Source organism: Sanguibacteroides justesenii, assembly GCF_003204205.1.
Classification (GTDB): Bacteria; Bacteroidota; Bacteroidia; order Bacteroidales; family Marinifilaceae; genus Gabonibacter; species Gabonibacter massiliensis.
On the sequence record NZ_QJPL01000001.1, the window covers coordinates 628,850 to 653,847 of the forward strand.

At 40.2% G+C, this 24,998-nt stretch carries 20 protein-coding genes and 2 pseudogenes; 7 read left to right on the forward strand and 15 right to left on the reverse strand.

Annotated elements, in window-relative coordinates:
• Positions 1 to 84: 84 nt before the first annotated feature.
• The 8 genes from DMB45_RS02820 to DMB45_RS14625 are packed head-to-tail and all read right to left on the reverse strand — an operon-like array spanning position 85 to position 7,814.
• Positions 85 to 1,896: a peptidase U32 family protein gene (locus tag DMB45_RS02820; protein ID WP_110688408.1), complete on the reverse strand. Its 1,812-nt coding sequence runs from the start codon at positions 1,894 to 1,896 to the stop codon at positions 85 to 87.
• Positions 1,893 to 2,570: a dethiobiotin synthase gene (bioD, locus tag DMB45_RS02825; RefSeq protein ID WP_041503590.1), complete on the reverse strand. Its 678-nt coding sequence runs from the start codon at positions 2,568 to 2,570 to the stop codon at positions 1,893 to 1,895. Before bioD ends, DMB45_RS02820 begins: the two co-directional genes overlap by 4 nt.
• Before the next feature lie 21 nt (positions 2,571 to 2,591).
• Positions 2,592 to 3,386 (reverse strand): malonyl-ACP O-methyltransferase BioC, encoded by a 795-nt coding sequence (gene bioC / locus DMB45_RS02830; RefSeq protein WP_052634646.1) that lies wholly within the window; start codon positions 3,384 to 3,386, stop codon positions 2,592 to 2,594.
• Positions 3,387 to 3,388: 2 nt separating this feature from the next.
• Positions 3,389 to 4,036, reverse strand: coding sequence for a DUF452 family protein (locus DMB45_RS02835; RefSeq protein WP_052634644.1), 648 nt, complete (start codon positions 4,034 to 4,036; stop codon positions 3,389 to 3,391).
• Position 4,037: 1 nt separating this feature from the next.
• Positions 4,038 to 5,195, reverse strand: a complete 1,158-nt coding sequence (locus DMB45_RS02840) for an aminotransferase class I/II-fold pyridoxal phosphate-dependent enzyme (RefSeq protein ID WP_041503589.1) — start codon at positions 5,193 to 5,195, stop codon at positions 4,038 to 4,040.
• Position 5,196: 1 nt separating this feature from the next.
• Positions 5,197 to 6,465: an adenosylmethionine--8-amino-7-oxononanoate transaminase gene (gene bioA / locus DMB45_RS14840; protein ID WP_200889855.1), complete on the reverse strand. Its 1,269-nt coding sequence runs from the start codon at positions 6,463 to 6,465 to the stop codon at positions 5,197 to 5,199.
• Between the two features lie 54 nt (positions 6,466 to 6,519).
• On the reverse strand, positions 6,520 to 7,482 hold the full coding sequence (gene bioB / locus DMB45_RS14845) for a biotin synthase BioB (RefSeq protein WP_041505006.1): 963 nt from the start codon (positions 7,480 to 7,482) through the stop codon (positions 6,520 to 6,522).
• Positions 7,483 to 7,484: 2 nt separating this feature from the next.
• A complete protein-coding gene (locus tag DMB45_RS14625; RefSeq protein WP_041503588.1) occupies positions 7,485 to 7,814 on the reverse strand; it encodes a hypothetical protein in 330 nt (109 codons plus the stop codon).
• 156 nt (positions 7,815 to 7,970) lie between these two features.
• Here DMB45_RS14625 and DMB45_RS02855 point away from each other — a divergent pair, with 156 nt between their 5' ends.
• Positions 7,971 to 10,934, forward strand: a complete 2,964-nt coding sequence (locus DMB45_RS02855) for a PEP/pyruvate-binding domain-containing protein (protein ID WP_041503587.1) — start codon at positions 7,971 to 7,973, stop codon at positions 10,932 to 10,934.
• Between the two features lie 52 nt (positions 10,935 to 10,986).
• Here DMB45_RS02855 and DMB45_RS02860 read toward each other — a convergent pair whose 3' ends face one another.
• The 5 genes and pseudogenes from DMB45_RS02860 to DMB45_RS02880 form a co-directional block, all read right to left on the reverse strand.
• Positions 10,987 to 11,856 carry a YwqG family protein gene (locus tag DMB45_RS02860; RefSeq protein ID WP_052634642.1) on the reverse strand — a complete coding sequence of 290 codons (870 nt, stop codon included), beginning with the start codon at positions 11,854 to 11,856 and terminating at the stop codon, positions 10,987 to 10,989.
• Positions 11,857 to 11,973: 117 nt separating this feature from the next.
• Positions 11,974 to 12,198: pseudogene (locus tag DMB45_RS15060) on the reverse strand (GNAT family N-acetyltransferase); the annotation flags it as partial.
• A gap of 12 nt (positions 12,199 to 12,210) precedes the next feature.
• On the reverse strand, positions 12,211 to 12,420 hold the full coding sequence (locus tag DMB45_RS02870; protein ID WP_110688410.1) for a hypothetical protein: 210 nt from the start codon (positions 12,418 to 12,420) through the stop codon (positions 12,211 to 12,213).
• 53 nt (positions 12,421 to 12,473) lie between these two features.
• Positions 12,474 to 15,695 carry a hypothetical protein gene (locus tag DMB45_RS02875; protein WP_146216410.1) on the reverse strand — a complete coding sequence of 1,074 codons (3,222 nt, stop codon included), beginning with the start codon at positions 15,693 to 15,695 and terminating at the stop codon, positions 12,474 to 12,476.
• Positions 15,696 to 15,730: 35 nt separating this feature from the next.
• Positions 15,731 to 16,177 (reverse strand): fibronectin type III domain-containing protein, encoded by a 447-nt coding sequence (locus tag DMB45_RS02880; RefSeq protein WP_110688412.1) that lies wholly within the window; start codon positions 16,175 to 16,177, stop codon positions 15,731 to 15,733.
• 279 nt (positions 16,178 to 16,456) lie between these two features.
• Between DMB45_RS02880 and queC the strand changes: the two are divergent.
• From queC to DMB45_RS02895, 3 genes and pseudogenes are all read left to right on the forward strand, one after another.
• Positions 16,457 to 17,134: pseudogene (gene queC, locus DMB45_RS02885) on the forward strand (7-cyano-7-deazaguanine synthase QueC); the annotation flags it as partial.
• Between the two features lie 15 nt (positions 17,135 to 17,149).
• Entirely contained in the window at positions 17,150 to 17,686 is a 537-nt protein-coding gene (locus DMB45_RS02890) for a 6-pyruvoyl trahydropterin synthase family protein (protein WP_041503583.1), read from the forward strand.
• Entirely contained in the window at positions 17,665 to 18,522 is an 858-nt protein-coding gene (locus DMB45_RS02895; protein WP_235375069.1) for a 7-carboxy-7-deazaguanine synthase QueE, read from the forward strand. Before DMB45_RS02890 ends, DMB45_RS02895 begins: the two co-directional genes overlap by 22 nt.
• Before the next feature lie 23 nt (positions 18,523 to 18,545).
• Here the strand turns inward: DMB45_RS02895 and DMB45_RS02900 are convergent, their stop codons facing one another.
• Together DMB45_RS02900 and DMB45_RS02905 are read right to left on the reverse strand one after the other, a co-directional pair.
• Positions 18,546 to 19,064, reverse strand: a complete 519-nt coding sequence (locus tag DMB45_RS02900) for a GNAT family N-acetyltransferase (RefSeq protein WP_041503582.1) — start codon at positions 19,062 to 19,064, stop codon at positions 18,546 to 18,548.
• 4 nt (positions 19,065 to 19,068) lie between these two features.
• Complete coding sequence (locus tag DMB45_RS02905) at positions 19,069 to 20,970, reverse strand: RecQ family ATP-dependent DNA helicase (protein WP_041504884.1); 1,902 nt, start codon at positions 20,968 to 20,970, stop codon at positions 19,069 to 19,071.
• A 137-nt stretch (positions 20,971 to 21,107) separates the two neighbouring features.
• On the opposite strand from DMB45_RS02905, the gene DMB45_RS02910 reads away from it, so the two are divergent.
• The 3 genes from DMB45_RS02910 to DMB45_RS02920 all read left to right on the forward strand — a co-directional run bounded on the left by DMB45_RS02910 (position 21,108) and on the right by DMB45_RS02920 (position 24,989).
• A complete protein-coding gene (locus DMB45_RS02910) occupies positions 21,108 to 21,950 on the forward strand; it encodes a peptidylprolyl isomerase (RefSeq protein WP_041503580.1) in 843 nt (280 codons plus the stop codon).
• A gap of 90 nt (positions 21,951 to 22,040) precedes the next feature.
• Positions 22,041 to 23,375, forward strand: a complete 1,335-nt coding sequence (locus DMB45_RS02915; RefSeq protein WP_041503579.1) for a peptidylprolyl isomerase — start codon at positions 22,041 to 22,043, stop codon at positions 23,373 to 23,375.
• 48 nt (positions 23,376 to 23,423) lie between these two features.
• Positions 23,424 to 24,989, forward strand: coding sequence for an OstA-like protein (locus DMB45_RS02920; protein WP_041503578.1), 1,566 nt, complete (start codon positions 23,424 to 23,426; stop codon positions 24,987 to 24,989).
• Positions 24,990 to 24,998: the final 9 nt, after the last annotated feature.

Here is a 24,998-nt window from a genome sequence, read left to right on the forward strand (position 1 = left end):
TATGATCAAAATTAGATAAGGAATAAATAAGTTACGGATTTTATTATTTGAAAACAGCTTTTCAGGAAAGAAAGGAACAACTTTTTATTTTAAAGCTATCACCTTCATTACACAGGACTGGCAATCAAACTCCAACCGAAAACGCCCTAAATTATTAGAAAGATATAGCGGAAACTTTAAGTCACTGCACTTATTCGTTTTGCGACATAAATCTAACTCGAATAGAAGACAATAACGAGTAGTCATCACCTCTTTTCCGCAATAATCTTTTCTAATTTCAAATCCCTTTTCCGGAATCTGTACTCCATGTTCCCGGTAAAATTCTCGCGAAAATTTATTAACGATATTTAGCTTCCAATCAGAATTTCCGGTATACGTCAACTCACCGTTCAAAGGTTCTTGTATCCATTTCACCCTTAACTCTTCGCGCTTTTCCTGCAATTTATCCAATAACTGTCGACGATACGTATTCAACACGGCCGCCTGTATGAATAACACATCTTTTCCACGATACTCAACCGAATCACATCTAAAATCCGTATCCCCGCATTTTTTCAATTGTTGACAAATTCTTTCAGCTTGTTGCGGCTGTTTTGCCTCATCGAAACGCTCTTCGCTTACTAAAGTAACATGAACCCGATCCTCATCCGTGGCAGACAATATCAATCTTCGATCTTCCGTACACACGTCAATCCTTACTCCTATTTTCCGAACGGCATTTCCTTTTTCCAATCGGACGACAAACCGATGATCGTAATTACGATACAACGGGGTACCGGGAGAGATATTCACCTTTTCATTGCAATTCAACCATTCACCTTCCACCGTATTGATTTTTATACCCTTCAACTCCCCGTTCTCCATATAACACAATCCGTCAGCATTATGAAGTTCTTCAAAAGCATTTACCTGCAATCGGTTTCCTCTGGTACATTTTACCTCCGCCACTTTTTTCCCCATGGATTTTGGCGTATCCATATTAACCAAACCGACGGATCTCCCGGCATAAAAATATTCCGAATACCCCCGGTTAAAACTTCTTTCCGGGTCAGCCTCAAAATCGGCCGATACACTACCGGACCCCACGCGCGCATAACCTCTTTCCCGCTCTACGATCCTATTCAGCCGCGAAGAGTAGTAGCTTGTCACATTAGCGACATAGGGAGTATCCTTCAGGCGTCCCTCGATCTTAAACGAATCGATGCCCGCTTCTGCAAGCTCAAACAATCGATCGGAAAGATTCAGGTCTTTTAAAGACAATACATGCTTCTCCTTCAACAAAAGTTTTCCCGTCGCATCTTCCACGTTCCATTTCATACGGCAAGCCTGAGCACATTCCCCCCGATTGGCGGAACGTCCCAATAGATAATGCGACATATAACACTGTCCGCTTAAACTGACACATAAGGCGCCGTGCACGAAATATTCCAATTCTGCACTTACCTCCCGCCTGATCTTTTTTATCTCTTCCAACGACAGCTCCCTGGCCAACACAATCCGTTGAAATCCAATCTTGTCCAAGAATTTAATCCGTTCCAACTCGTAATTGTGCATTTGAGTGCTCGCGTGCAAGGCTATAGGAGGGATATCCAATTTCAGGATACCGGGATCTTGTATGATAATGGCATCTACGCCAACCCGGTATAGCGCCTTTATCAGTTTCTCCGCTTCTGACAGCTCCTCATCGTAAAGAAGAGTATTCATAGTCACGAATACCCGGCAATAAAAACGATGAGCGACAGAGACTAATCGTGTAATATCCTCAATAGAATTTCCCACCGCCTTTCGTGCCCCGAAAGCAGGCCCTCCGATATACACGGCATCGGCTCCATTTTGAATGGCGGCCAAAGCAACCTTCAAATTTTTGGCAGGGGATAAAAGTTCTAATCTTCTCATTTCGACAATAACGGCCCCACCTCTATATCAGGATATTCCTTCCCATGCACGACAGGCACCTCTATCAAACGGCAAGAAGGAAAGAAATCATGCAAATAACGCTGAAAAATCGTAATGGAATCATTTGTAATCCACTCGCTATCATTCGGAAATCGGTTATACACCAGCAGGGCAAGTTCTATTCCCCGTTGACGACATAACTCCAAACTCATCAACGTATGGTTTATACTGCCTAATTTGGAAGAGGCAACCAAAATCAAAGGGTGCTTCTTCTCTTGAATATAATCAATGGTAAAATAGTCTCTGGTGACCGGAACATACAATCCCCCGGCCCCTTCCAACAATACGATATCGTATAACTCGTCCAATTTACGGGAAGAAGCCGCTATCCGGTCCGTATCCAAAGTCACACGATCGATCTCCGCCGCCAAATGAGGGGAAGCAGGGTAAGTCATCACGTAGGGACAAGTCGTTCCGTCCCGATCTATTTCGAGCGGACCGATTTCCATAATTTCCCGATGCTTTAAAATATCTTCAGAGATCCCGGTACAACCAGTCTGTATAAACTTTTGGGTAACCACCCGAACTCCTTTTTTTCGTAATGAACGGGCTAATAACCCCGTTATAATCGATTTTCCGGTATCCGTATCGATACCGCTTACAAAATATATCATATCGTGAATCTATATTTACATTTACCAACTGGCAACGCCATAGGTATTCATAATCCTCGGTTTCTTTCTACATACCAGATACAAGGGATGATAAGTTAAGGTCACTTTCCCATCCATAGCAAAACGAGCATTATATTCGTCAATAAATTCCTGAACCTTTCCCTTGGTCCATACCCGTTTATCACCGGATACATTTACTCCCGTTTTCTTCAAATGCTGTAACAACGCCAAAGGATCGTCAAACTCCATCAACCTGAACTCTTCTCGGATTTGTTCAATCTTAAAATATGGTTCCAAAAGTCCCATCAACTCCTCCTGTGTCCGGTATCTTAATCCTCCCCCCGTTGTCAATCGAATTTCCCGCAAGTTGTACTTTCCAAAAGTACTGAAAATCATCAAACCGTCCTCCCGCAAATGTTCGGATAATTTTCTGAAAGTCGCTTTCGGTTCGTTCAACCATTGAAAAGTAGCGGCAGAAACAATCAGGTCGAATCGCCCCGGCAATGGAATCTCCTCGATATCCCCCGGTAAACAATGAGAAGCTATGACCTGATACAAACGTGCTGTACGGGAACAAACTTCCTCGACGATATCATTGACATAGATCTCGTCTTCCTTAAAACAGCGTCTTAACTCTTCCGTGAACAATCCCGTTCCACATCCCACCTCCAATATATTTTTAGGAATATAATCCAAACTGGACATAACCATTCGGTTTAATCGTACAGCCATCGCCTTTTGTACCATTGCGTTAGCGTTATAAGTAGTTATACTACGACGAAAACGCTGTTCAACCTCGTGTTTATTTACAGCCATATTTATATTATTAAATCCCAGTTTTCAAATACGTAAAAAGGATAATGTCCCCCTACTATTTTTTTTATTTCACTTCGTCCCCTCCACCAGTTCTCTTGATTTGTCACCGGAAATATAATATCATTTTCCGAAATATACACCCTATTCCAGCAAATTTCTCCTTTTAATCTATCGGATTGTTCCCGGATGGCTTTCAACTCTTCCAATTGCTCCTCCAAATTCCTATCCGGATGATGTTGTTTAAACCGGGTGCGTTCCCCTGTTCCCGATAACATCCGAACAAAAAATTTATCTCTTCCACGCTCATCCATCCCCCTCTCCGTAAGCAGATACACATGAAGAGGGATACCGTACAGATTATCCACGGGACGTTCCGTTCCGTTGATTGCCGTACTTCTGTCCACGGGTAAATTCCACAAGGGAAGCAAGACGGAAGCTGCCCATACACCCATGGACCAGGCTATCACATCTATACTTTCGTAACCGTTTAAAACCGGAGCTTTTTCACCTTCTATGTTCCGGTAATCGTAAAGCATCAACACGTCCGACTCCCCGGTCATATGACTTACGGCTCTTTCGTCCAAACCCCATCCGCTAAAAAAAAGAATTACCCGCTTGTTACCGTTTTTTTTTAACCAAACTCTCCGCATCCTAACAACTCACTTCAATAAATTCGAATAAGCACTCGTAATCCTCTTCCGGAATGGCTGCATTCAAAGAAAACCGTATTCGGGCCTCGTTTTTAGGTACGGTAGGGTATCTCACCGGTAATACAAAAAAACCATTATCCCGGAATTGCTCAGACATATAAACACTGTTTTCGTTACTTCCACATAAAAAAGGTACGATATGAGAATTTCCCCTGGTTTCAAATCCCCTGTTTATCAATGTATTTCTCAATCGTTCAGAAATCGTCATCAACTTCAAACGCTTGGAATAAAAATCAGGCATACGATTTAAAATAAAACGAGTCCAAGCCACGTTTATCGGCGGTAATGCCGTCGTAAAAATCAAACTTCTCTGCGTATTAACCAAAAATTCTCGAAAAAGATCGTCACAGACTACAAAAGCCCCGTATGAAGCAAAGGCCTTACCGAATGTACCGACAATAAAGTCAATATCTTCCATACATCCCTGTTCCTCACAGCATCCTAAACCGTTCGTTCCCCGGACTCCAACGGCATGAGCTTCGTCCACGTACAAAAAAGTATCGTACTCTTTTTTCAAATCACATAATTCCTGCAAATCACACACGTCCCCGTCCATACTGAAAATGGACTCAGTCACAACAAATACATTCTCGTATTTTTCCCTATGATTAAACAGGATCTCCCGCAAATGTCCATAATCCAAATGCCGGTAACGCAACATCTCCGCTTCACTCAACCGCAATCCGTCAATAATACTCGCGTGTACAAGTTTATCGGCAACAATCAAATCCTTTTTACCCGCTAACGCAGGCAATATCCCGATATTAGCATGATACCCGGAATTGAATACCAATGCTGACTCCTTACCGTACAATTCCCGCAAATCATTCTCCAATACCCCGTAATATTCATGATTACCCGATAACAAACGGGAAGATACGGCGCTGTACGATAGCAATTTCACATCCGTCTCCTGACGAAATTCTTCATACAGATGCGGATCGGAAGAGAGTCCCAAGTAATCGTTGGAGGAGAGATTCAACATTTCGCGTCCGTCATGGTGGATCAAAAAACCATTATGCTGAATCTCCTTCAACTCCCGATAATTTCCAGACTCCTTTATCTTATTTAATTTATTGATGTAACGCTCTCTGTTCATATCATTTCAGGTTAGAAAGAACCCGCAACAAAGCCTGTGTCAAACGAGAAAGTTCTTCCGGACGTATGATGTAAGGCGGCATGATATATACCAATTTACCGAAAGGACGTACCCATACGCCCTCACGTACAAATGCAGATTGGATATAGGCCATATCCACGGGTTCTCTTAACTCGATAACTCCTATGGCACCCAACACTCTTACATCGGCAACGTTACTGTAATGTGCGGCCGGGGCCAACTCGGTCCGCATCTGCCTTTCGATTAGACCGATCATCGTGTCGATATCATAGCTCATGATCAGATCCAAAGAAGCATTGGCGGCAGCACAAGCCAAAGGATTGCCCATAAAAGTAGGACCATGCATAAACACACCCGGATTTTTCGAGCATATACCCGTGGCTACCTTTTCTGTTGTCATCGTGGCTGCAAAACTCATGTATCCTCCGGTGATCGCTTTCCCTACGCACATAATGTCCGGAACGATACCCGCGTGATCACATCCCCACATTTTTCCGGTCCTCCCGAAACCGGTTGCAATTTCATCACAAATCAGAAGTACATCATATTGTTTACACAACTCTTTGACTTTCCAAAGGTATTCGGCGGAATAAAACCACATGCCTCCGGCACCCTGTACAATCGGTTCCAGAATAACAGCCGCGATACGATTGTGATTATTTCGCAAACACTGTTTGAACTCTTCTATATCCGCATCACGACAAGGTTGTCCGTATCGAACCCGGGGAGAAGTAACAAAATAGTGAATGGGCAAAGTTCCCCGGAATATACTATGCATTCCCGTAACAGGATCACAAACGGACATCGCATTCCAGGTATCACCATGATATCCCTTGGTAATGGTCAAAAAATGTCGTTTTTCCTCCCGTCCCTGCGCGTACCAGTACTGAAGGGCCATCTTCATCGCCACTTCTACGGCCACGGAACCGGAGTCACTGAAAAAGACCTTCTCTATCCCGTAAGGGGTCAGTTTCACTAATTTGGCAGCCAACTCTACAGCCGGACGGTGCGTTAATCCACCAAACATCACGTGCGACATATTTTTCAATTGCTTTTCAATAGCAGCATTAATTTTCGGATGATTGTACCCGTGTACTTCACACCACCAGGAAGACATGCCGTCAATTAACCGGGTTCCGTCTTCCAATTCTATGTACACGCCCTCAGCTCGTTTCACCGGATACACCGGAAGCGGATTTACCGTAGAGGTGTAAGGATGCCACAAATGTTCCCGATCAAAGCGAAGCATCGCTTCCGTCGTCATTGTCTCAATAAAATTTTCCATAACCTTCATTTTTCGATTTTACTTTCTTGTGATAAACCCCATTTTCTCTACTTTTTCCATATCTTCCATAACCTTTGATCCCACCGTAGTCAATAGGTCCCCGACAATCGCCGAATTAATTCCGGCTTCTATCGCTTCTTTTTCTATATGTGCTATTAAATTTCTACCTCCGGCAAATCTTAAAAAGGCATCCGGATGAATAAAGCGAAACACGGCTATCGTCGTTAATACTTCCTCATCCGCCAAAGGTGCTGCATTCTCCAAAGGAGTTCCCGGAATAGGATTCAACACGTTGATAGGAATTGACTTAATCCCCAAATCTCGAATCATCAGAGCCAGATCGATGCGATCTTCCATCGTCTCTCCCATTCCTATAATTCCTCCGGAACAAACTTCCATTCCTACCTCTTGAGCCGCACGAATCGTCTCTATTTTTTCATCCGTCGTATGAGAAGAACACAAGGAGTGAAAATAACGACGAGAAGACTCCAAATTACAATGGTAACGTGTTATACCAGCCTCTTTTAATCTAAGTAATTGTGTCTTGTTTAACAATCCCATGGAGGCACATAAATTGATATCCATCCCTCGCTTTATCTTTCGGGCATAATCACACAACCGATCTATATTTTTATCGGAAAGAGCTCTTCCGCTCGTTACAAAAGAAAATTTATTCACCCGATAAGTCGCATTCAAACGAGCCAATTCAATACAACTCTTTTCATCGATTAAATCATACTCATCTACTTTTGTCCGAAAAACTGCCGATTGGGCACACCATTTACAATTTTCAGAACAACGTCCGGAACGCGCGTTGATAATCGAACAAGTATCGAAATAATTTCCGACGAAATGATCCCGTATCTCTCCCGCAGCCTCATATAAAGCCCTTTTATCCTTTATCAGGGATAACTCCAGAGCCTCCTCCTTAGTAATCGACTGTCCTTTAAAGATTTTCTCTTTCAATGTATCTATTAACATATCTATATACAAAAAAGGTATACCCATTGTTCACAACAAGTATACCCATCTATATTAAATTTTTCATTCCCATGCTTTACAGGAAACTCCGCACCAACACATGATGATACCACCTCGCATACCTGTTTTAGTCCGCCATCCGACTCCTCTCTCTTATCCTTTACCATGATTTTCTTTGAGACTCCGGAAAAATCAACGATTATCCCCTTTAAAGAAGATTTTCCTAATGCTACCTTACAAATATCTATCGATAACGTCGCTATCCTTACCTCTTTTCTCAAAGAGGCAAAAATAGCATATCCCTTACGATTCCATTTGGAAAAGTATACCATGCATCTAAAGCAAAAATATCTTCTGTTCATAAACTCCCAACACAGCGGATATAATAAACGGCTGCAATTTACTAAAATTTTTTTATATTTAGCGATTCAACAAAAAAAACAGAAAAGTCGACTTAATCGTAAAAGCGAATAAAAATAAAACTTGTTATGGAAAAAATAGATTTGAATCGCATATATAAACGCAAAAAAAACGATAGAGATATTTTTCAAGAACTTATGCCCTTTAAAGTAAAGGAGATTCTATTAGTGGCAAACTATTACGATGCCTACACGATCGAACGGGAAGGGCAATTTTCAGACAAAATATTCGGAGAATACCTGCAATTGAATTTATTTACGGCTCCCCGTTTCACCTCTGTAGCGAGCGAGTCGGAAGCTTTGAAAAAATTAAGGGAACGACATTACGATCTCATTATCATCATGGCCGGCTTAGATAAACAGACCCCTTTGATAATCAGCCGTAACATAAAAAAAGTACATCCCCATATCAAACAGTTAATGTTAGTTAACAACAACGGAGACCTTGCTTACTTTCATCGCATCGAAAAAGAGGTACACGAATCCATCGAACGGTTATTTGTTTGGAACGGTTCGACGAAAGTCTTCTTGGCTATGGCCAAATATCTTGAAGACCGAATGAATTTGGAAGCTGATACACGTTTAGGGGATGTCAGAGTCATATTGGTGGTGGAGGATTCCGTCAAATATTACTCCCGTTATTTACCCTTACTCTATACCGAAATCATGACCCAGACACAAAAAATCATCGCGGACGAACCATCGGACGACGAGCTGGGACTTATATTGAAAATCCGGGTACGTCCCAAAGTGATTTTAGTCAGTACCTATGAAGATGCGATAGAGATTATTGATAAATACAAAAATAATATCATCGGTGTCATATCAGATGTTCGTTACGCTAAAAACGGCATCGAGGATGAAGATGCGGGTGTTGAGTTGATTAAATACGTTCAGCGATTAGGATACAAGATTCCCTGCCTTCTTCAAAGCCATGAAGAGGAAAATGCCAAACGGGCAGAAAAAATCCATGCGGAATTCATCAATAAAAACTCGCTCACGCTGGCACAAGAAATAAAAACTTTTATCAAAACCCGTCTCGGGTTCGGAAATTTTATTTTTCGAGACAAATCAGGACACCCGATAGATAAAGCGACTTCAATCAAAGAGTTTCGAAGGAAATTGACCACCATACCGGATGAATCTTTGGAATACCACTCTATTCGCAACGGTATTTCCACATGGTTAATGGCAAGGGGAGAAATCAATCTCGCTCAAAAATTACGACGGTATAGTTTTGAATACTTTAAAAATACCGATGAAATTCGCCAGTTTATTGCCAACGTTTTCGAATCTTCCAAACTAAAAAAAATAAGAGGACGTATTATTCCGTTCCGGCCGGAATTGGTCGACTCCAACCGTTATATCACTCGCCTGGGACTCGGCTCTCTCGGAGGCAAAGGACGCGGATTAGCATTTATATCCAACTTTATTGAGAATGTTTACCTTAAAAAATTAATTCCCAACTTAAAAATCGCTATTCCCAAAACCGCCATCATCGGGGTGGAAGAATTCGATAATTTTCTGGAATTAAACGATTTATATAAAGAAACTTATATCAACAACGAATACGACCACCTAAAAAAGGCCTTTCAACAGGCCACCCTCTCTTTACCATTGAAAGAAAAGCTACGCCAGTATCTTCAAGTCATGACCAAGCCGTTAGCAGTCCGGTCTTCCGGTCTGTTTGAAGACTCCTTAAGCCAACCTTTCGCCGGTGTGTACGCGACTTATTTGATTCCTAACAATAATCCGGACTTTGAACGCAGATTGGAAGAACTGGAAGATGCCATCAAATTAGTTTACGCCTCTGTCTTTTCCGATGAATCGAGGGCTTATTTCAAAGCTATTGACAGCATGATAGAGGAAGAAAAAATGGGTGTAATCATACAGGAAGTAATCGGGAACGAACACAACGGACGATATTATCCCGATATCAGCGGGGTCGCCCAATCTTATAACTTCTACCCCTTTTCCTATATCAGGCCGGAAGACGGTTTTGCTGTTACTGCCATAGGACTCGGAGCTTACGTGGTAGGAGGTGAAAAGACTCATCGTTTCTCTCCGGCATTTCCAAAATTGCAATTAGCTTCCATACAGGACAAAATCCGTAGCTCCCAAAATTATTTTTACGCTATTGATATGAAACACCGGGGATACGATTTAATCCGAGACGGAGAAAATGCAGCAATTAAAGCCTATGATTTAAAAGAGGCCGAACGAGACGGCACATTGGAATACAGTGCTTCGGTTTATGATTTCATGAACGATCGTATCGTCTATGATCTGAATGAAAAAGGTCCCCGAATTATTGATTTTGCCAAAATCTTACAATACGATTATATTCCGTTAGCCTCCACTCTACAAATCTTGCTGGATATCTTCTCGCAAGCCATGGGGTCACCCGTTGAAATTGAATTTTCCCTTAATATAGAAGAAAGCATACCAGTATTCTATTTATTACAAATCAAACCGTTAATTAAAAACGAATACTCTATAGATATCGATACGCTTCACATCGATCAAAAAAAGATTCTTCTTAAAGCCAATAAAGGTATGGGAAACGGAAAATTGCAATATATCCGGGACGTCGTCTATATCGATCCTCGGAAATTCGACAGACTCAAAACCCGGGAAATGGCAGAAGAGGTAAAACAACTCAATGCCGAAATTGCCCGGGAAGAAGAAAAATTCATACTGATCGGCCCGGGACGCTGGGGTACACGGGACCCGCTTACGGGAATTCCCGTCCAATGGTCCGATATCGCCAATGCAAAAATAATAGTGGAACAAGGACTTCCTGATTTTCCGTTGGATGCCTCTTTAGGTTCTCACTTTTTTCATAATGTTACCTCCATGAATATCGGTTATTTTGCTATCCCCTTCGAATCCCCCGATTCATTTATTAGGTTCGACGTACTCGAACAACAGGATGTCATTCACGAATTAACCTATGCCCGACGAGTCCGTTTCAAAAAGCCGTTGACCGTCTGGATGGACGGCAAAAAACAAACTTCCGTCATTACTTATTGAAAAACACCCAAGAATGATACTATTCTTGGGTGTTTTTTCATGCGAAACGTCTTTAATAACAATCCCAATTATATAAGACGTTAGAAAAATCACGTCTGGCCAAATCTTCAGGCTTTATAAAAAAATGACAAACACCCGAATCCCCCCAAAGAATCGAATAATCATTCGTCTCCTCCGAATCCAATTGAAACAATAGCACGGTATGCCCCCGCAAATTCTCATGGTATTCCCGAGGATCTATTTGCGTAAACATCGGGTAACCGCCGATATGATGCCCACCTCCCTCCAACTGATCGTATACTCCATCCGTAATCTCTTCGGATATCCGTTCTAAAGATGAGACTTGATTCGAGGGATAGACTTCATTATAGGCATCCAAGACTAATTTATCAAAACGAAAATCCCCCCCGCCCATAGGCATCTCGCCTAATTCGAAATTCAACTTCAATTCGTCGGATACGGGAAATACTTCTTTGTCCCTTCTCTCCTCATCGAAAGGAAGTGCAGAAATCAACTCCGCCTCTTTATCGACTTTCTCATGATAAATGACCCGAAATCCCTTTTGAAGGGTCAATTCTTCGAAATTCAACCCGTACATTCCTCCGTCACTAATATAAAATTGTAACATTCCCGTCGCGGGAAATCCTTCTAAGGAAGGTATCTCTTCAAAATTGATCTGAGCTAAAAGACGTAAAGGCCTCTCCTGCCCCTCCTCCGACACTTCCGTGGGATATGGAAAATCCACGGGCAAATAAGGAACTCCACCGATTTTACTATTATATAAAGAACACTTTTCCTTAGCCGGACGGAGCCTTATACTGGGAGTCGTTGTCTTTTCCCGAATAACACGAACTATTTTATCGGCAGGAGTTTCTATTTTAGCACATCCGCCATTACCGAATAATTTACTGAATATACCCATGAGTCTATCAATTCTTAGTAAAACACATATACATCGTACAAATATAACCGTTTGAATTCACTTTTTCCACTTATTACACAAAACTCCGTGTAAATTCAAAAGAATAATGAATAACCTTTAAGACAGCCGTTTCTTTAAATAATACATATCGATACATTGTTTGCCGTCCTCCCATATCGGCTCCGGATAGTTGGCAATAAAAAAATGTTCGAGCGCGTGATCGGTTTTAAAACCGTTTCTCTCGTAATAACCTACTCCCGACTCACTCGTCCCGCCCCACAGGCATTCGAATCGATCTCGGTAATATTCCGTCAGGTAATTCAATAAATAACTGCCGTACCCTCTATTCCGATACTAGGAACAAACAGCCAGATTCTTGATCTCCCCTTTCCGGTCCACCACGACCTCCCCGATAACCGTTTTACCCGCCAACAACACAAACATATCTCCCTCTTCGATATAACGATCGATCATCTCCTCCGAAGGATCCGCATCCAATAACAAATCCAAATAACGTTTCCTGTCGAAAGCCACTCGTCTTACTTCTACATTTGTCCTATCCATACTCATATTACATTTCAGACAAATATATCCTATTTTAACGAATGAAAAAACAATTATTTTACTTTTACCCACTTCACCGCATCGGCAAATACTTTTTGATAAGAATCTGATCCCTTATCACTTAATTTGATTTGAGTCATTCCGATCCGAAAATCATATTTACCAAGAGATATCCAGCCGGGTTGTTTCATCTCTGTATAGGTAAGAGAAACTATTTTTTCTCCTTCTTTACATGTAAAAATATAGGTTTGCACAGGTTCCTTTTTAACTACAACTTGCCCGTCAACAGCATTCATCGAATACATTTCATTTTCAACCGCGTTAGCATTATTATAAACAAATAATTCATATTCCCCCTCTTCTGGTAAAGTAGTTTCCCACACGGCATAAGAATTTCCAATTCCTCCTTTTTTCTCCAGAAAGCCGGCAACTGGTTCCCCATAGCCTCCGGCCCAATCAGAATATTTCCAATGAGAAATATTCCTAAAAAACTTTTTATCCTCCAACAAATAAAATCCAGAATCTCTATCGTCAACCACATACTCTCCTTTTTTAGACATGAATAAGGTCGTATCTGCATCAAAAACACCGGCGTATGGATTCATAAGCATACCTTCCTCTAACTTAATATCCCTCCATAAATAAGATGAAGGAATATTTTGAGATAAATTGGTTTGAATTTCCAAATTAAATTTATCCACTTTCCGATAATCAAAATAACAACGAATCTCTTTGCAAGCTCCGACAGGAATAAAATAGTGAACACTCCTTTCAAAAAATGATCCAGCCAGAGTTATAACTCCGCCAACATTTCCTTTATTCCAAACTTTTACGCTTTGTAAAAGACCTAAACTTCCATCTGGATTTTCAACCTGCCATAAACATATATCTCTTAATCGAAAGGAAGGAAGTCTGGTCTCTTTATATATTTTACGCGTAAAATCAATTAAATCCACATCGAAACGTTCTTGAAACGCTTTACCAAATTCCTCATAATTTGTTTCACAAAAAGTATTCCGTCGAATAAAATCTTGGGTAAAAAGATAAAATTCATCAAATGGAACTTTACAAAGCAATCGCTTCAAGTAATCATTGGCTTTTAGCCACATCACTTGGTCAAAAATAACATTCTCCCTCGGTTGCTGAAATAAATATTCCAAACTATTTTCCTGAAGATAGGCTATTGCCGCAGGAAAAGTATTACTCTCTCCAAAACTATTAGCCATTGTATCCCAACGTTTTTGTATATATTGAAAAAAGATATCAATAGCCTTGAATTCAGGAGAATATATATAAAAATGATTTTTCCGAGTTAGAGAAGATATATCATATTCATTTTTTATCTCCTTCTCACGCTCTAATGGTCCAAACAATACATTTCCTTTTTTTAGAATACGGACACTTTCAAAATTTTGAAGATAAACCATATTAAAGAATTCATGCTGAGGAGTGCTTATTCCTTCATTCAAAGCATTTTTCCAAACCTTGAAAGCAGAAGAGAGCAGAGCCTCCCGTTCCGGACGAAAAATTAATTCCGGTTGAACATATTCACTTCTGTCTCTCCATACTCTCGAGTAAGCAGCAAAATGAATAGGCGTCTCAATTAATGCTAATTTATTATAAACATAGGCTTTATGTTTAGTATAACGAAAATCAAAAGACCATGAATCAATTAATTCTTTCGGATCAGTAAATTGATCAACTAGATATTCGTGTCCCTTAAACAAATATATTTCATACAATTTACCCTCATGTTTTATCGCTTTATGAATATATTTTCCCATACAAAGCGATACTCCGGTTAATTTTATTGGAGATATGAATATTACGGTATCTTTCCGGCACTTCATTTCTCCTTGTGAAATTACACATCGTTCCTTTTCTCCTGTCACAGTCAAGCGAAAACGTGTATAATTCTCTATAGTCGAATAAGGAGAACTAATATTTACTGTTGGAACTGATATCGGATACCACATGCATTCAGGAGTCAATAAAGTATAATCGGAACTCAGGTAAAAGAAATCATTTCCCATTTTAAAAATAGAATAAGTTCGTTCCTCCATTCGATCTGACAAATGTGTTATTTCCGGGTAACAAAGTTCCGAGACAGGCCTTCCATGATACAATAAAGTTATCTTTTTCGTTTCATGCGCTTGTAACTTGCAATTTAAAACAACGACCTGTTTTTCTCTTGTGAAATTAACAATTTCATCTTCTACCATCATACTCGTTATCTCTAATCCGGGATTCAAATATAATATAAAAGATGTCAAAGGTTTATCGTAAGGATTATACACGACCATTTCGCTTGTCGATTCATAGGAATTGCCAACTTGTTTAAAAGATATATCATGACTGACAACTCTTATTTTAAGTTGTTTATCGTACTTTTCGAATACTATTCGAATTTTCTCTCTCTCCTCCTCTTCACGCTTAAAATGAATTATATAAATAAACCCTAGAACAAATCCCAATAATAGAAAGGAACTTCCTGCAAAGACAGTATAAACTCGTACTCGATCACTATTCCAAATACGGTTTAAAGTCAAAATGCCTAAAAATAACATACCTACTCCTACTAAAAAAAAGATTAGCCTATGAATAAAATAAATATTCAAAACAGAGAAACCTGTTACATCAGAAAAAACATTAGGTAAATAAGTGGCAAACGGATCAAAAATACCAAAGAAATAATCAGGTACAATCTTTACTAAAATAAAAGACAAAAACAGTAAAACAAACCGAGCCATTGCTTGATTTTTCACTACTCCTTTTACCATCACACTATATCCCAAAACAAATACGAATAAAGGCAATGTCAAAGTAAAGAAGTAAAAAACATAAGGAAAAATAGCAAAAGGAGCATCACTCAGCAAAATATTAATAAATATAGCAATCAATGCCAGCATACAATCCAATCCTAAAACAACAATCATAAATCCTACAATTTTTCCAAGAGTATAATCTATATTTGAAAAAGGACGAATATCGATTGAGGATAATGATTCATCATAACGCCTTTTGCTAATGAATCTTCCTCCGAAAAAAACAGTTATAAAAATTAAAAAAAAACTTATCAAATAGGCATTAGCGAACGGAATAGCAGAGGGAAGTGAAATAGCTATCCAATCTGGATTTTTTATATTTCCTTGTCTTAACAAATGAATACAAGTTACTAATACTATACAAAATAGCGATACGAATCGAAATCCATTGTCTCTCATCAGTATCTTAACCTCATATTTTGCAATTTGTTTTATATTTTTATAGCTCATGCCACTTTAATTTTATTCTGTTCGCTAATACTTCTTTATTTTGTCGGTCGGAACGGAACTTTGACTTCTGACTTATTATTAAACTTCAAAAAATCAAATGGTGTACTAAAAGCCTTAGAAATTGATTTTCCACTGATCGGCGGACAATCGTTACATACCAATCTAACCTCACTTTCCGAATTATTATAAGGAACTCGTGCTCGACCTGGTTCACTAGGAGCACTTGTGCCGACTTTAGTTACAGCCATTACCCTAAAATCATAAATACCAGGGTCCAATATTACGGTATACATCGGATTATTGCCAGGTAATGGCAAAATATCCTTAACCAATCTTACCCACTCTTCTGCTCCAAGATTTTTTTTCTCAATAATATATCCTAAAACTTTAGATCCTCCATCACTAAGGGGTTTTTTAATGTAAATAGTTACTTTTGAAGCAAATAAAGGTGCAGATAATACAATTAACAGTATTGCTACCATGCTTTTTTTTTAAATTCTTCTCATAATAATTTAAATATAAAATAAATTAAACATACAGTATATTCCCTCTTTTTATATACTATCTCAACAAAAGAACGATCTAATATTACAAAAGGATGAATCAGATTTCAATTATTTTAATAATAAGATCATCAAACACAAAATTTGATTAAAATTTCATTTATTGCTTTCATTTATTTTATCAAATAAGCCTCTCGGGAACAGCCTTGTTCTACAAAATATTTTCACTACTTTTGTAAAACAAAACAAGAAGTAGAAGACATTATGAAGAAAGCGATTGTTTTATTATCGGGAGGATTGGATTCGACGACTGCAGTTTACCTGGCAAAACACCGGGGATTCGACGAACTGTATGCTATAACCTTCCTATACGGTCAAAAACACGATAAGGAATTACTTTCTGCAAAAGCCGTCGCAAAAGCCGTCGGCGTTAAAGAACATAAAATCGTCGAGTTGATGTTGAACCAGTGGGACGGTTGTTCCCTTACCGATGAAAAGATCGACATTGCTGACGGAAATATCGAACGGGACGATATTCCGGCTACTTATGTTCCGGCCCGAAATATGGTATTTTTATCCGTTGCCGCCTCTTACGCGGATGCCCTGGAGATCACTGATATTTTTATCGGAGTCAGCGAAGTGGATTATTCCGGTTACGTGGATTGCCGGGAAGAATTTATCAAAGCCATGGAAAATGCCATAAACTTGGGAACGGTTTTGGGGGCCGAAAAGAAACGCCGTATAACCCTACATGCCCCTTTTATGCATATGACCAAGGCTGAAGAGGTTCGTTTAGGAACGACACTGGGAGTAGATTTCGGTCTCACGTGGAGTTGTTACCGGGGAGGCGACAAACCTTGCGGTACATGCGACAGCTGTCTCTTACGGGCAAAAGCGTTTGCCGAAGCCGGAATTGAGGATCCCGCGATAGAGTAACTCAAAAAACACCATATGTTAATTCGTAAATTGTTTAAATTCGAAGGAGCCCATATCGTACGGAACTGTTCGTCGCAACGATGCAGAGAGAACATCCACGGCCACTCCTATATCGTTGAAGTGTTTATCGCCTCCGACAAGCTGGACAAAGGCTACATGGTCATGGATTTTGTACTATTAGATAAGGTAAAGGAACTGATCGACAGCTTCGATCACTCCTACTCTCTCTGGCAAAAAGAAGAAGAAGATTTGAAACAGTTCGTATACCGCTATAACCGTCGAGTAGCGGAGATCCCCGTGTCTCCCTCCGCCGAAGGCTACGCTTTATTGTTTCTATTCCTGATCGATAAAATCCTGCAACGTACGGAACATAAAAACGGAGAAGGGAATGTACGGTTAAATTCCGTGCGGGTACATGAAACGGCAACCGGTTACGCGGAAGCCTTCCGGGAAGATCTGTCTTTGGTTGACTTCTCCTTGAAAGACATCCGTTTCTCCGAAGCCATTCAGGAAGAATGGAAAGACAATGTATGGTGGAAAACATTAAAGTGAATCGAGTTCATTCAACGGTTATGTTTATTCAATTGGCAAAAGACGGCATCTTTCCTATTACGCGGGATAAAGCAGGTAATCCATTAAAAAAACTTCCGGCTTCCGGGTTTACTTTTCCGGGAACCATTCAAGGAGAAGGAAAATTGAACGGTATACCTTCACTGTTTATCCGATTGGCAGGATGCAACTTACATTGTTGCTGGCAAACTCCGGAAGGAGTCGTCGAATGCGATACGGCCTATGCCGCTTTTAAGATCGAGGAGAGCTTCCGGCTTCCGGTTACGGATATCACTCGGATCGTTAAACACAACCGGGAAAACATCCGTCACATCATCATTACGGGGGGAGAACCCCTTTTGCAAGCAGAAGGAGTGCTTATGCTTTGTCGGGAACTGAAAAAAGAGTACCCGTTTCATATCACCTTAGAGACAAACGGAACCCTTTTCAATGAAGCTTGCGCCGCCGAAATCGATTTTTTCAGCATCTCCCCTAAATTAGCCAGTTCTACTCCCCCGTCGCCACATGACCGTCGGCACAGTACCACCCGGATAAATTTAGGAAACATCCAATCGTTCATCACTCATGCACGGCAATACGGAAAAGATTTTCAACTCAAATTTGTTTATTCCGCGGAACACGATGGGGAAGAAATAAAAAAGATATTGACTCAGCTCACGGATTGGAGAAACGAAGATATTCTATTGATGCCCATGGGAGCAACTCCCGAAGAGTTACAACGTACTATTCCCAAGACTTTGGAGCATTGCATTCGTAACGGCTGGCGCTATTGCGACCGTCTTCACCTCTCTCTTTTCGGCAATAAACAAGGAGTATAATCCACTATAACAGGACTTCTTCTTTAGTTAGTAGCACGGTATACAAGATGAGTCATCTCCCTACCGTTTACTATTTTATCATACTCACCTACCATTTTCATACCGACCCTTTCCGCCACGGCACGGGACGATAGGTTTTCAGGACGAATATCGGCAATCACTATCGATGCACCCAAAACACGGAAAGCATATTCCATACAAGCTCCTGCTCCTTCCGTCGCGTATCCCTTCCCCCAATGTTTTTTACACAATATATAACCTATACCGATATATTTTTTCCCTTCTATCTCTTCCGGCAACAAACCGATTTGGCCTATCACCTCGTGCAGCTGCTTGTCCCACGCCAAAAAATAAGCGTATCCGTATCTTTCATAATTCTCGTTCATCCGTCCGATCCAAGAGTATACCTGTTCGTCTGTAAAAGTATATCCCCACGCGTACATAACCTCCCGGTCCTGTAACATCGTCGATAAAATCGAAAAATCCTCCATGGACATTTTTCGAAGAATCAATCGTTTCGTCTCTAAAAAAACACCCTCCATTGCTTTACCTTTTTAATCCCAGCCGGGTACGCGTAACATAATGAATAAGATCCTCATCCAATAAAAAACGGATTCGGGCGATCACCGCATCCCGATCGCCGGGTACGGAACAAACCAATTCTTTTATATCCATATCTCCTTTAGCAAGTTCTGCAAGGATTTCCTGATCGATCCTCTCCTTTCCCAATTTTACGGAAGCTTTTCTTCTATCTATGCATACGTCGCATATCCCGCACCCTTTATACTCTTTTTGTCCGAAATAAGCCATCAAATACAATTGCCGACAAGTCTCTCCCAACTCGATATACCCTACCATGGCTCCCACTTTCTTCTGGTAGGCCTGTTTCCTCCATTCATACGCTTCGCGGCCGATCGACAAATAAGACAAGGGTAAGCGAGGCTGATGATACAAGATATAGGGTCTGCTGTTTCCCGGAACATAACGAAGAATCTTTTGTTTGGCCAAAACGACAAAAGCGTGATAGAGTCTATACCTGTCCACATTCAGTTCCCCCGCGATATACTCTTCATCCACGTACACGTCCTGCACGAATATACCGGCATAACTCCGCATCAACACAACCATCAGACGCTCCGACAACTCATCTCCCAAATCCACGTCGTATAACTGATCGCGTAACAACAGAAACCTAACTCTGGAACGAGAGTTGATATCTGTCGTACATTCCATATACCCCGCCACACTCAATATACCGATAGCCGAAAGTACTTTCACCTGATCCAGCTCGAAACAAGAAGCAAAAGAGTCCGGATCGAATTCGAATACTCGTCCAGCCCCCTCTCCTTCTCCCAATTGGAAATGATTCCCCAAAGCTTCATAGACCCGCTTCACGTAATCTTTTTCCGGAAACTCTTTCTCTACGCGATTTTTTAAAGCCGTTAAAGAAGCAGTATTGTATAATAAAACGGCATATGCCCGCTGTCCGTCTCTTCCGGCACGTCCGGCCTCCTGAAAATAAGATTCCGGAGTATCCGGAATATCATAATGCACAACCACTCTGACATCCGCCTTATCGATACCCATACCAAAAGCATTTGTCGCAACGATGACAGGAACTTCTCCCGTTTTCCATGCCTCCTGTCTTTTTTCTCGTTGCACAGCCGACATCCCGGCATGATAATGATCCGCGCGTATACCCGCTTTCCGCAAAAAGTCAGCCAACTCCTCCGCTTTCTTACGTTTACGTACATAGACAATAGCCGGAGCATTCACCCGGGAAAGAATCATCCGTAACTCTCCGGCTTTATCTTCCACTTTCCGGACGACATAAGATAAGTTATCCCGACGGAAACTTTTTGACAACACGTGAGCCGCCTTAAATTTTAATTGTTCCTGTATATCCTTAACGACTTCAGGAGTAGCCGTCGCCGTTAGCGCCAATACCGCAACACCAGGAAAAAAATCACGAATCTCGGCTATACGCAAATAAGAAGGCCGGAAATCGTATCCCCATTGAGAGATACAGTGAGCCTCGTCCACGGCTATCAAAGACAAAGGCATCTCTTTCAGCTTCAACCGAAATTGCCCGGAAGTCAAACGTTCCGGAGAGACATACAGGAATTTAACCCCTTTATAAATGCATTTGTTGATCACGGATGCGATTTCATCCGCATCCATTCCCGTATGTATGGCCTCAGCGGCAATATCCCTACGCCTCAAATCTTCTACCTGATCTTTCATTAAAGCGATTAACGGCGTCACGACCAAGCAAATGCCGTCAAGAACCATTCCCGCCACCTGATAGGTCAAAGACTTCCCTCCTCCGGTAGGCATTAAAGCAAGTGTATCTTTACCCTCTAAAACAGACAAAATAATCTCTCTTTGGAGAGAACGGAATTCATCGTATCCCCAATACTTTTTCAATATATCATCGATCTTTACCATCTTTTAGCTGATTTCCCTACAAACGTACAAAATAAGTCGTTTCTAAAAAATTACTACTCCTATTTTCAACTTTCATCCGCGAAAAGATCTATTTAAAACGGTTTTTTACTATTTTCGCCCAACTATTTAACAACAACATGAAATCGATAATTATACTTGTCTTGTTCACTCTACTCCTCAGCGGATGCGGTAATAAAATCGATCCGAACGATGTACCGGTAGCCAAAGTATTGGATAAATACCTGCTTCTATCCGAAGTAAATGAAATAATCCCTCCGGGTACCTCCAAAACAGACAGTACTTTGATAGCACAAAAATACGTGAGAAAATGGATCACAAAAGAGCTATTATTAAATAAGGCCCTGCAAAATCTTTCCGATAAAGAAAAAGACATCCGCAAACAGGTAGAAGAATACTCTTCCTCTATCCTAATTTATAAATACAAGGAAAAACTGATATCCCAAAAATTAGAGGCTCAAATCCGTCAAGCAGAAATAGACGAATATTATGAAAAAAACAAATATAACTTCGTATTGAGAACTCCCGTCGTCAGAGCTCAATTGATTATCATCCCGAAATCGGCATCTAACATCAATAATGTTCGAAAATGGATCCGCTCCAATGAAGCAAACGATCAGGCGGCTTTAGAAGAGTATTGTATCACCAATGCTAAAAAGTACGATAATTTCAATGATAAATGGATAGAATTAAGATATTTATTAAATATTCTACCCATCACTCAAGAAGATTGGGAAAAGAAATACAAGAATAAAGAATACCTTGAGATAGAAGATGATGAAAATTACTTTTTCTTGAGAATCAAGGAGATCTTAAATGAACACGATACAGCCCCGGCAGATTACGTGAAACAGGAAATTGAAATTATTTTACGGAACAAGAAAAAAATGAACTTCGAAGATAATTTGGAAAAACAGATCAACGAAGAGGGAATAGAAAAAAATTACGTCAAAATATATTGAAATCGTAGAAAATCGAGAGATTATTCCGTGTTTTTGAAGAAAAAGTATTAGTTTAGAGCGTTTTTATTGAAATAACTTTACAAATAAATTATGAGATATTTAGTACTACTTACGTTATCATTCTTAATAAGCTATGCCTCAGCACAAAATAATGTTATAGACAAAATTGTGGCTGTCGTGGGAGAAGAGATCATATTAAAATCGGAAATCGAAAATCAGCTGATACACCTAAGAAGTGAAAATATACTCGATCCCCAAATCGATTATAAAACTCAGGTATTGGAACAACTCCTGGTAAACAAATTGTTGTTGGCACAAGCGAAAGTAGACAGTGTCGTTGTGACGGACGAAGATGTGGAAAGAGAGTTAAATGCCAGAATAGATAGTTATATTAATCAAATCGGTTCTCAGGCAAGAATGGAGAGTTATTTCGGTAAATCGATAGAAGAACTTAAAAACGAAATGCGAACCGTTGTAAAAGAGGGAGCAATTACCTCGGAAATGCAACAAAAAATCGTAAAAGACGTGAGAGTCACTCCTTCTGAAGTTCGTTACTACTATAAAAAATTAAATAAAGACAGTATAAGAGACGTAGGAGCTCAATACGAAATTCAACAAATCGTGATTCGTCCAAAAATCAGCGATTCGGAAAAAGAGAGGATCAGAAACCAATTGAGAGAATTCAGGGATGAAGTTTTAAGCGGCAAACAATCTTTTACTGTTTTGGCCGGACTCTATTCGCAAGATCCCGTGTCTGCTTCCAAGGGAGGAGAGTTAGGATATATAGCTAAAAGCCAATTAGCCCCCGAATTCGCGGAAGCGGCTTTTGCCTTAAAACCGGGAAAACTTTCTAAAATCGTAGAAACAGAATATGGATTCCATCTCATTCAGGGAATCGACAGACAGGGAGATAAAGTAAACGTACGTCACATTTTGTTACGTCCGCGTATAGAAGACAGCCAACGGCAAGAAGCCATACAGAGAATGGATTCCATCGTGAAATATATCCAAAGAGACAGCGTGCCTTTCGAGTACGTGGCTGAAATGCGTTCCGATGATAAAAACACGAGAAATAATTACGGGTTAATCGTAGATGAAGACGCCAACCCCAAACTCCCTTTGGAGATAATTAAAGGGGAAATGGCCAAACAGGTAAAAAACCTTCAAGTAGGAGAAATTTCAGAGCCTTTCTGGGATCAATCCGGTCCTATCGAAGAGTATAAAATTATAAAAATCAAGGCTTACTACCCTACCCACAAAGCCAATCTTCAAGACGACTGGAGTTTCTTCGAGAATAATTTATTAATAGAGAAACGACAAAAGGCTTTTCAGAAATGGATAAAAGAAAAGCAAGAAAGTACTTATATACATATTGACGACGAATACAAGAATGCCAAGTTTAATTTTGACGGCTGGATCAAATAAATTCCTAAAAGAGTAGGCCACGTTTTAATCAATATAATCGTAAACAAAATGCTACGTATCTGGGGAATTATATGGTGTATCTGTCTTGGAGGATTGATTGGGAATATTTCCGCACAAAACAAAAAACCGGCAAAGATCGACATAAAACATGCTGATAATCTTAAGATCGACAACCTGAAAAAAATAAATAAATTTATCGGCAATGTTCATATGACTCATGAAAATATGCTTATGTGGTGCGACAGCCTTTACCAATATCCGGACAGTAACTATATTGAAGCTTTCGGACATGTTAGAGCCAGACAGAACGATAGCATACACTTGGCAGGTGATTACATGCATTACGACGGCAACACGAAAATGGTGAAAATCAGAAACAATGTTTCTTTAAGAGATCCTAAGATCACCTTAACAACCAACTTTTTAGATTACGACGGTTTGTTTGAAATAGGTTATTATTTTAATGGCGGACAAATAAAAGACAGCGTAACGGTTCTAACCAGCAAATTAGGAAACTACTTTACCAAGACCAAATTAGCGTACTTTAAAGATAGTGTACGAGTAGATGCTCCCGACTATATTATCCACTCGGATACCCTAAAATACCAAACAGAGACGAAAGTGGTCTCCATATTAGGTCCTACGAATATATACGGAAAAGGCGAAGAGGGTACTACTTTATATTCAGAGGATGGATGGTACAACACGTTGACAGGACATGCCGAACTTTACAAAAATAATCATATCACTTACCTAACTTATGGAGGAACAGCCAAGACCATGGTCATCGACAGTATTACGCAAGAAGCTCTTTTAATAGACGATGTAGTACTTACCGATACGGTCAATGATGTCATTGTAAAAGGAAATTATGGAATGGTTAACCAAAAAAGTAACAACGCTTTCGTTACCGATCGCGCTTTATTGATTCTCGCGGGAAAACAAGACTCTTTATTTTTACACGGCGATACCCTTTTTTTAAACAAGGATACATTAGGCAATAATATTTTAAAAGCTTACTACAAGGTCCGGTTTTATAGTAAAGACCTACAAGGAGTAGGCGATTCCGTGGTCTACTTAACGGTCGATTCTATGATCTCCATTTATAAGCGTCCGGTAATATGGGCCTCTGGTAATCAAATGACGGGAGAAATTATATCTATTCTTACCGGAAAAGGAACCGTAAAAGAGTTTTACCTGAAAAATCAGGCTATGATGATAGCCCGAAGGGAGGAAACCGAAATGTTCGATCAGCTCAAGGGTAGGAACATGACCGGTTATTTTAAAGATAACGAACTTTATAGAGTGTTCGTGGATGGAAACGGAGAGAGTATTTACTATCCGGACGACAAAGGAGCCATTATAGGAATGAACCGGGCCACGAGTTCAAACATACGTATCGAAATAAAAAACCGAAAGGTAACGGATATTATCTTTATAAACAAGCCGGAAGGAGAACTGAATCCCTTGTTCCTTGTTGATCCCGAGGAAGCTCGGCTAAAAGGCTTTCAATGGTTAAAGTACCTTCAGCCTAAAGATAAACACGATATATTTAACAATCCGTTACCGGAAACAAAAGAACCTGTCAAGCAAGAAGAAAAGGAAGACTATTAATCACATAAA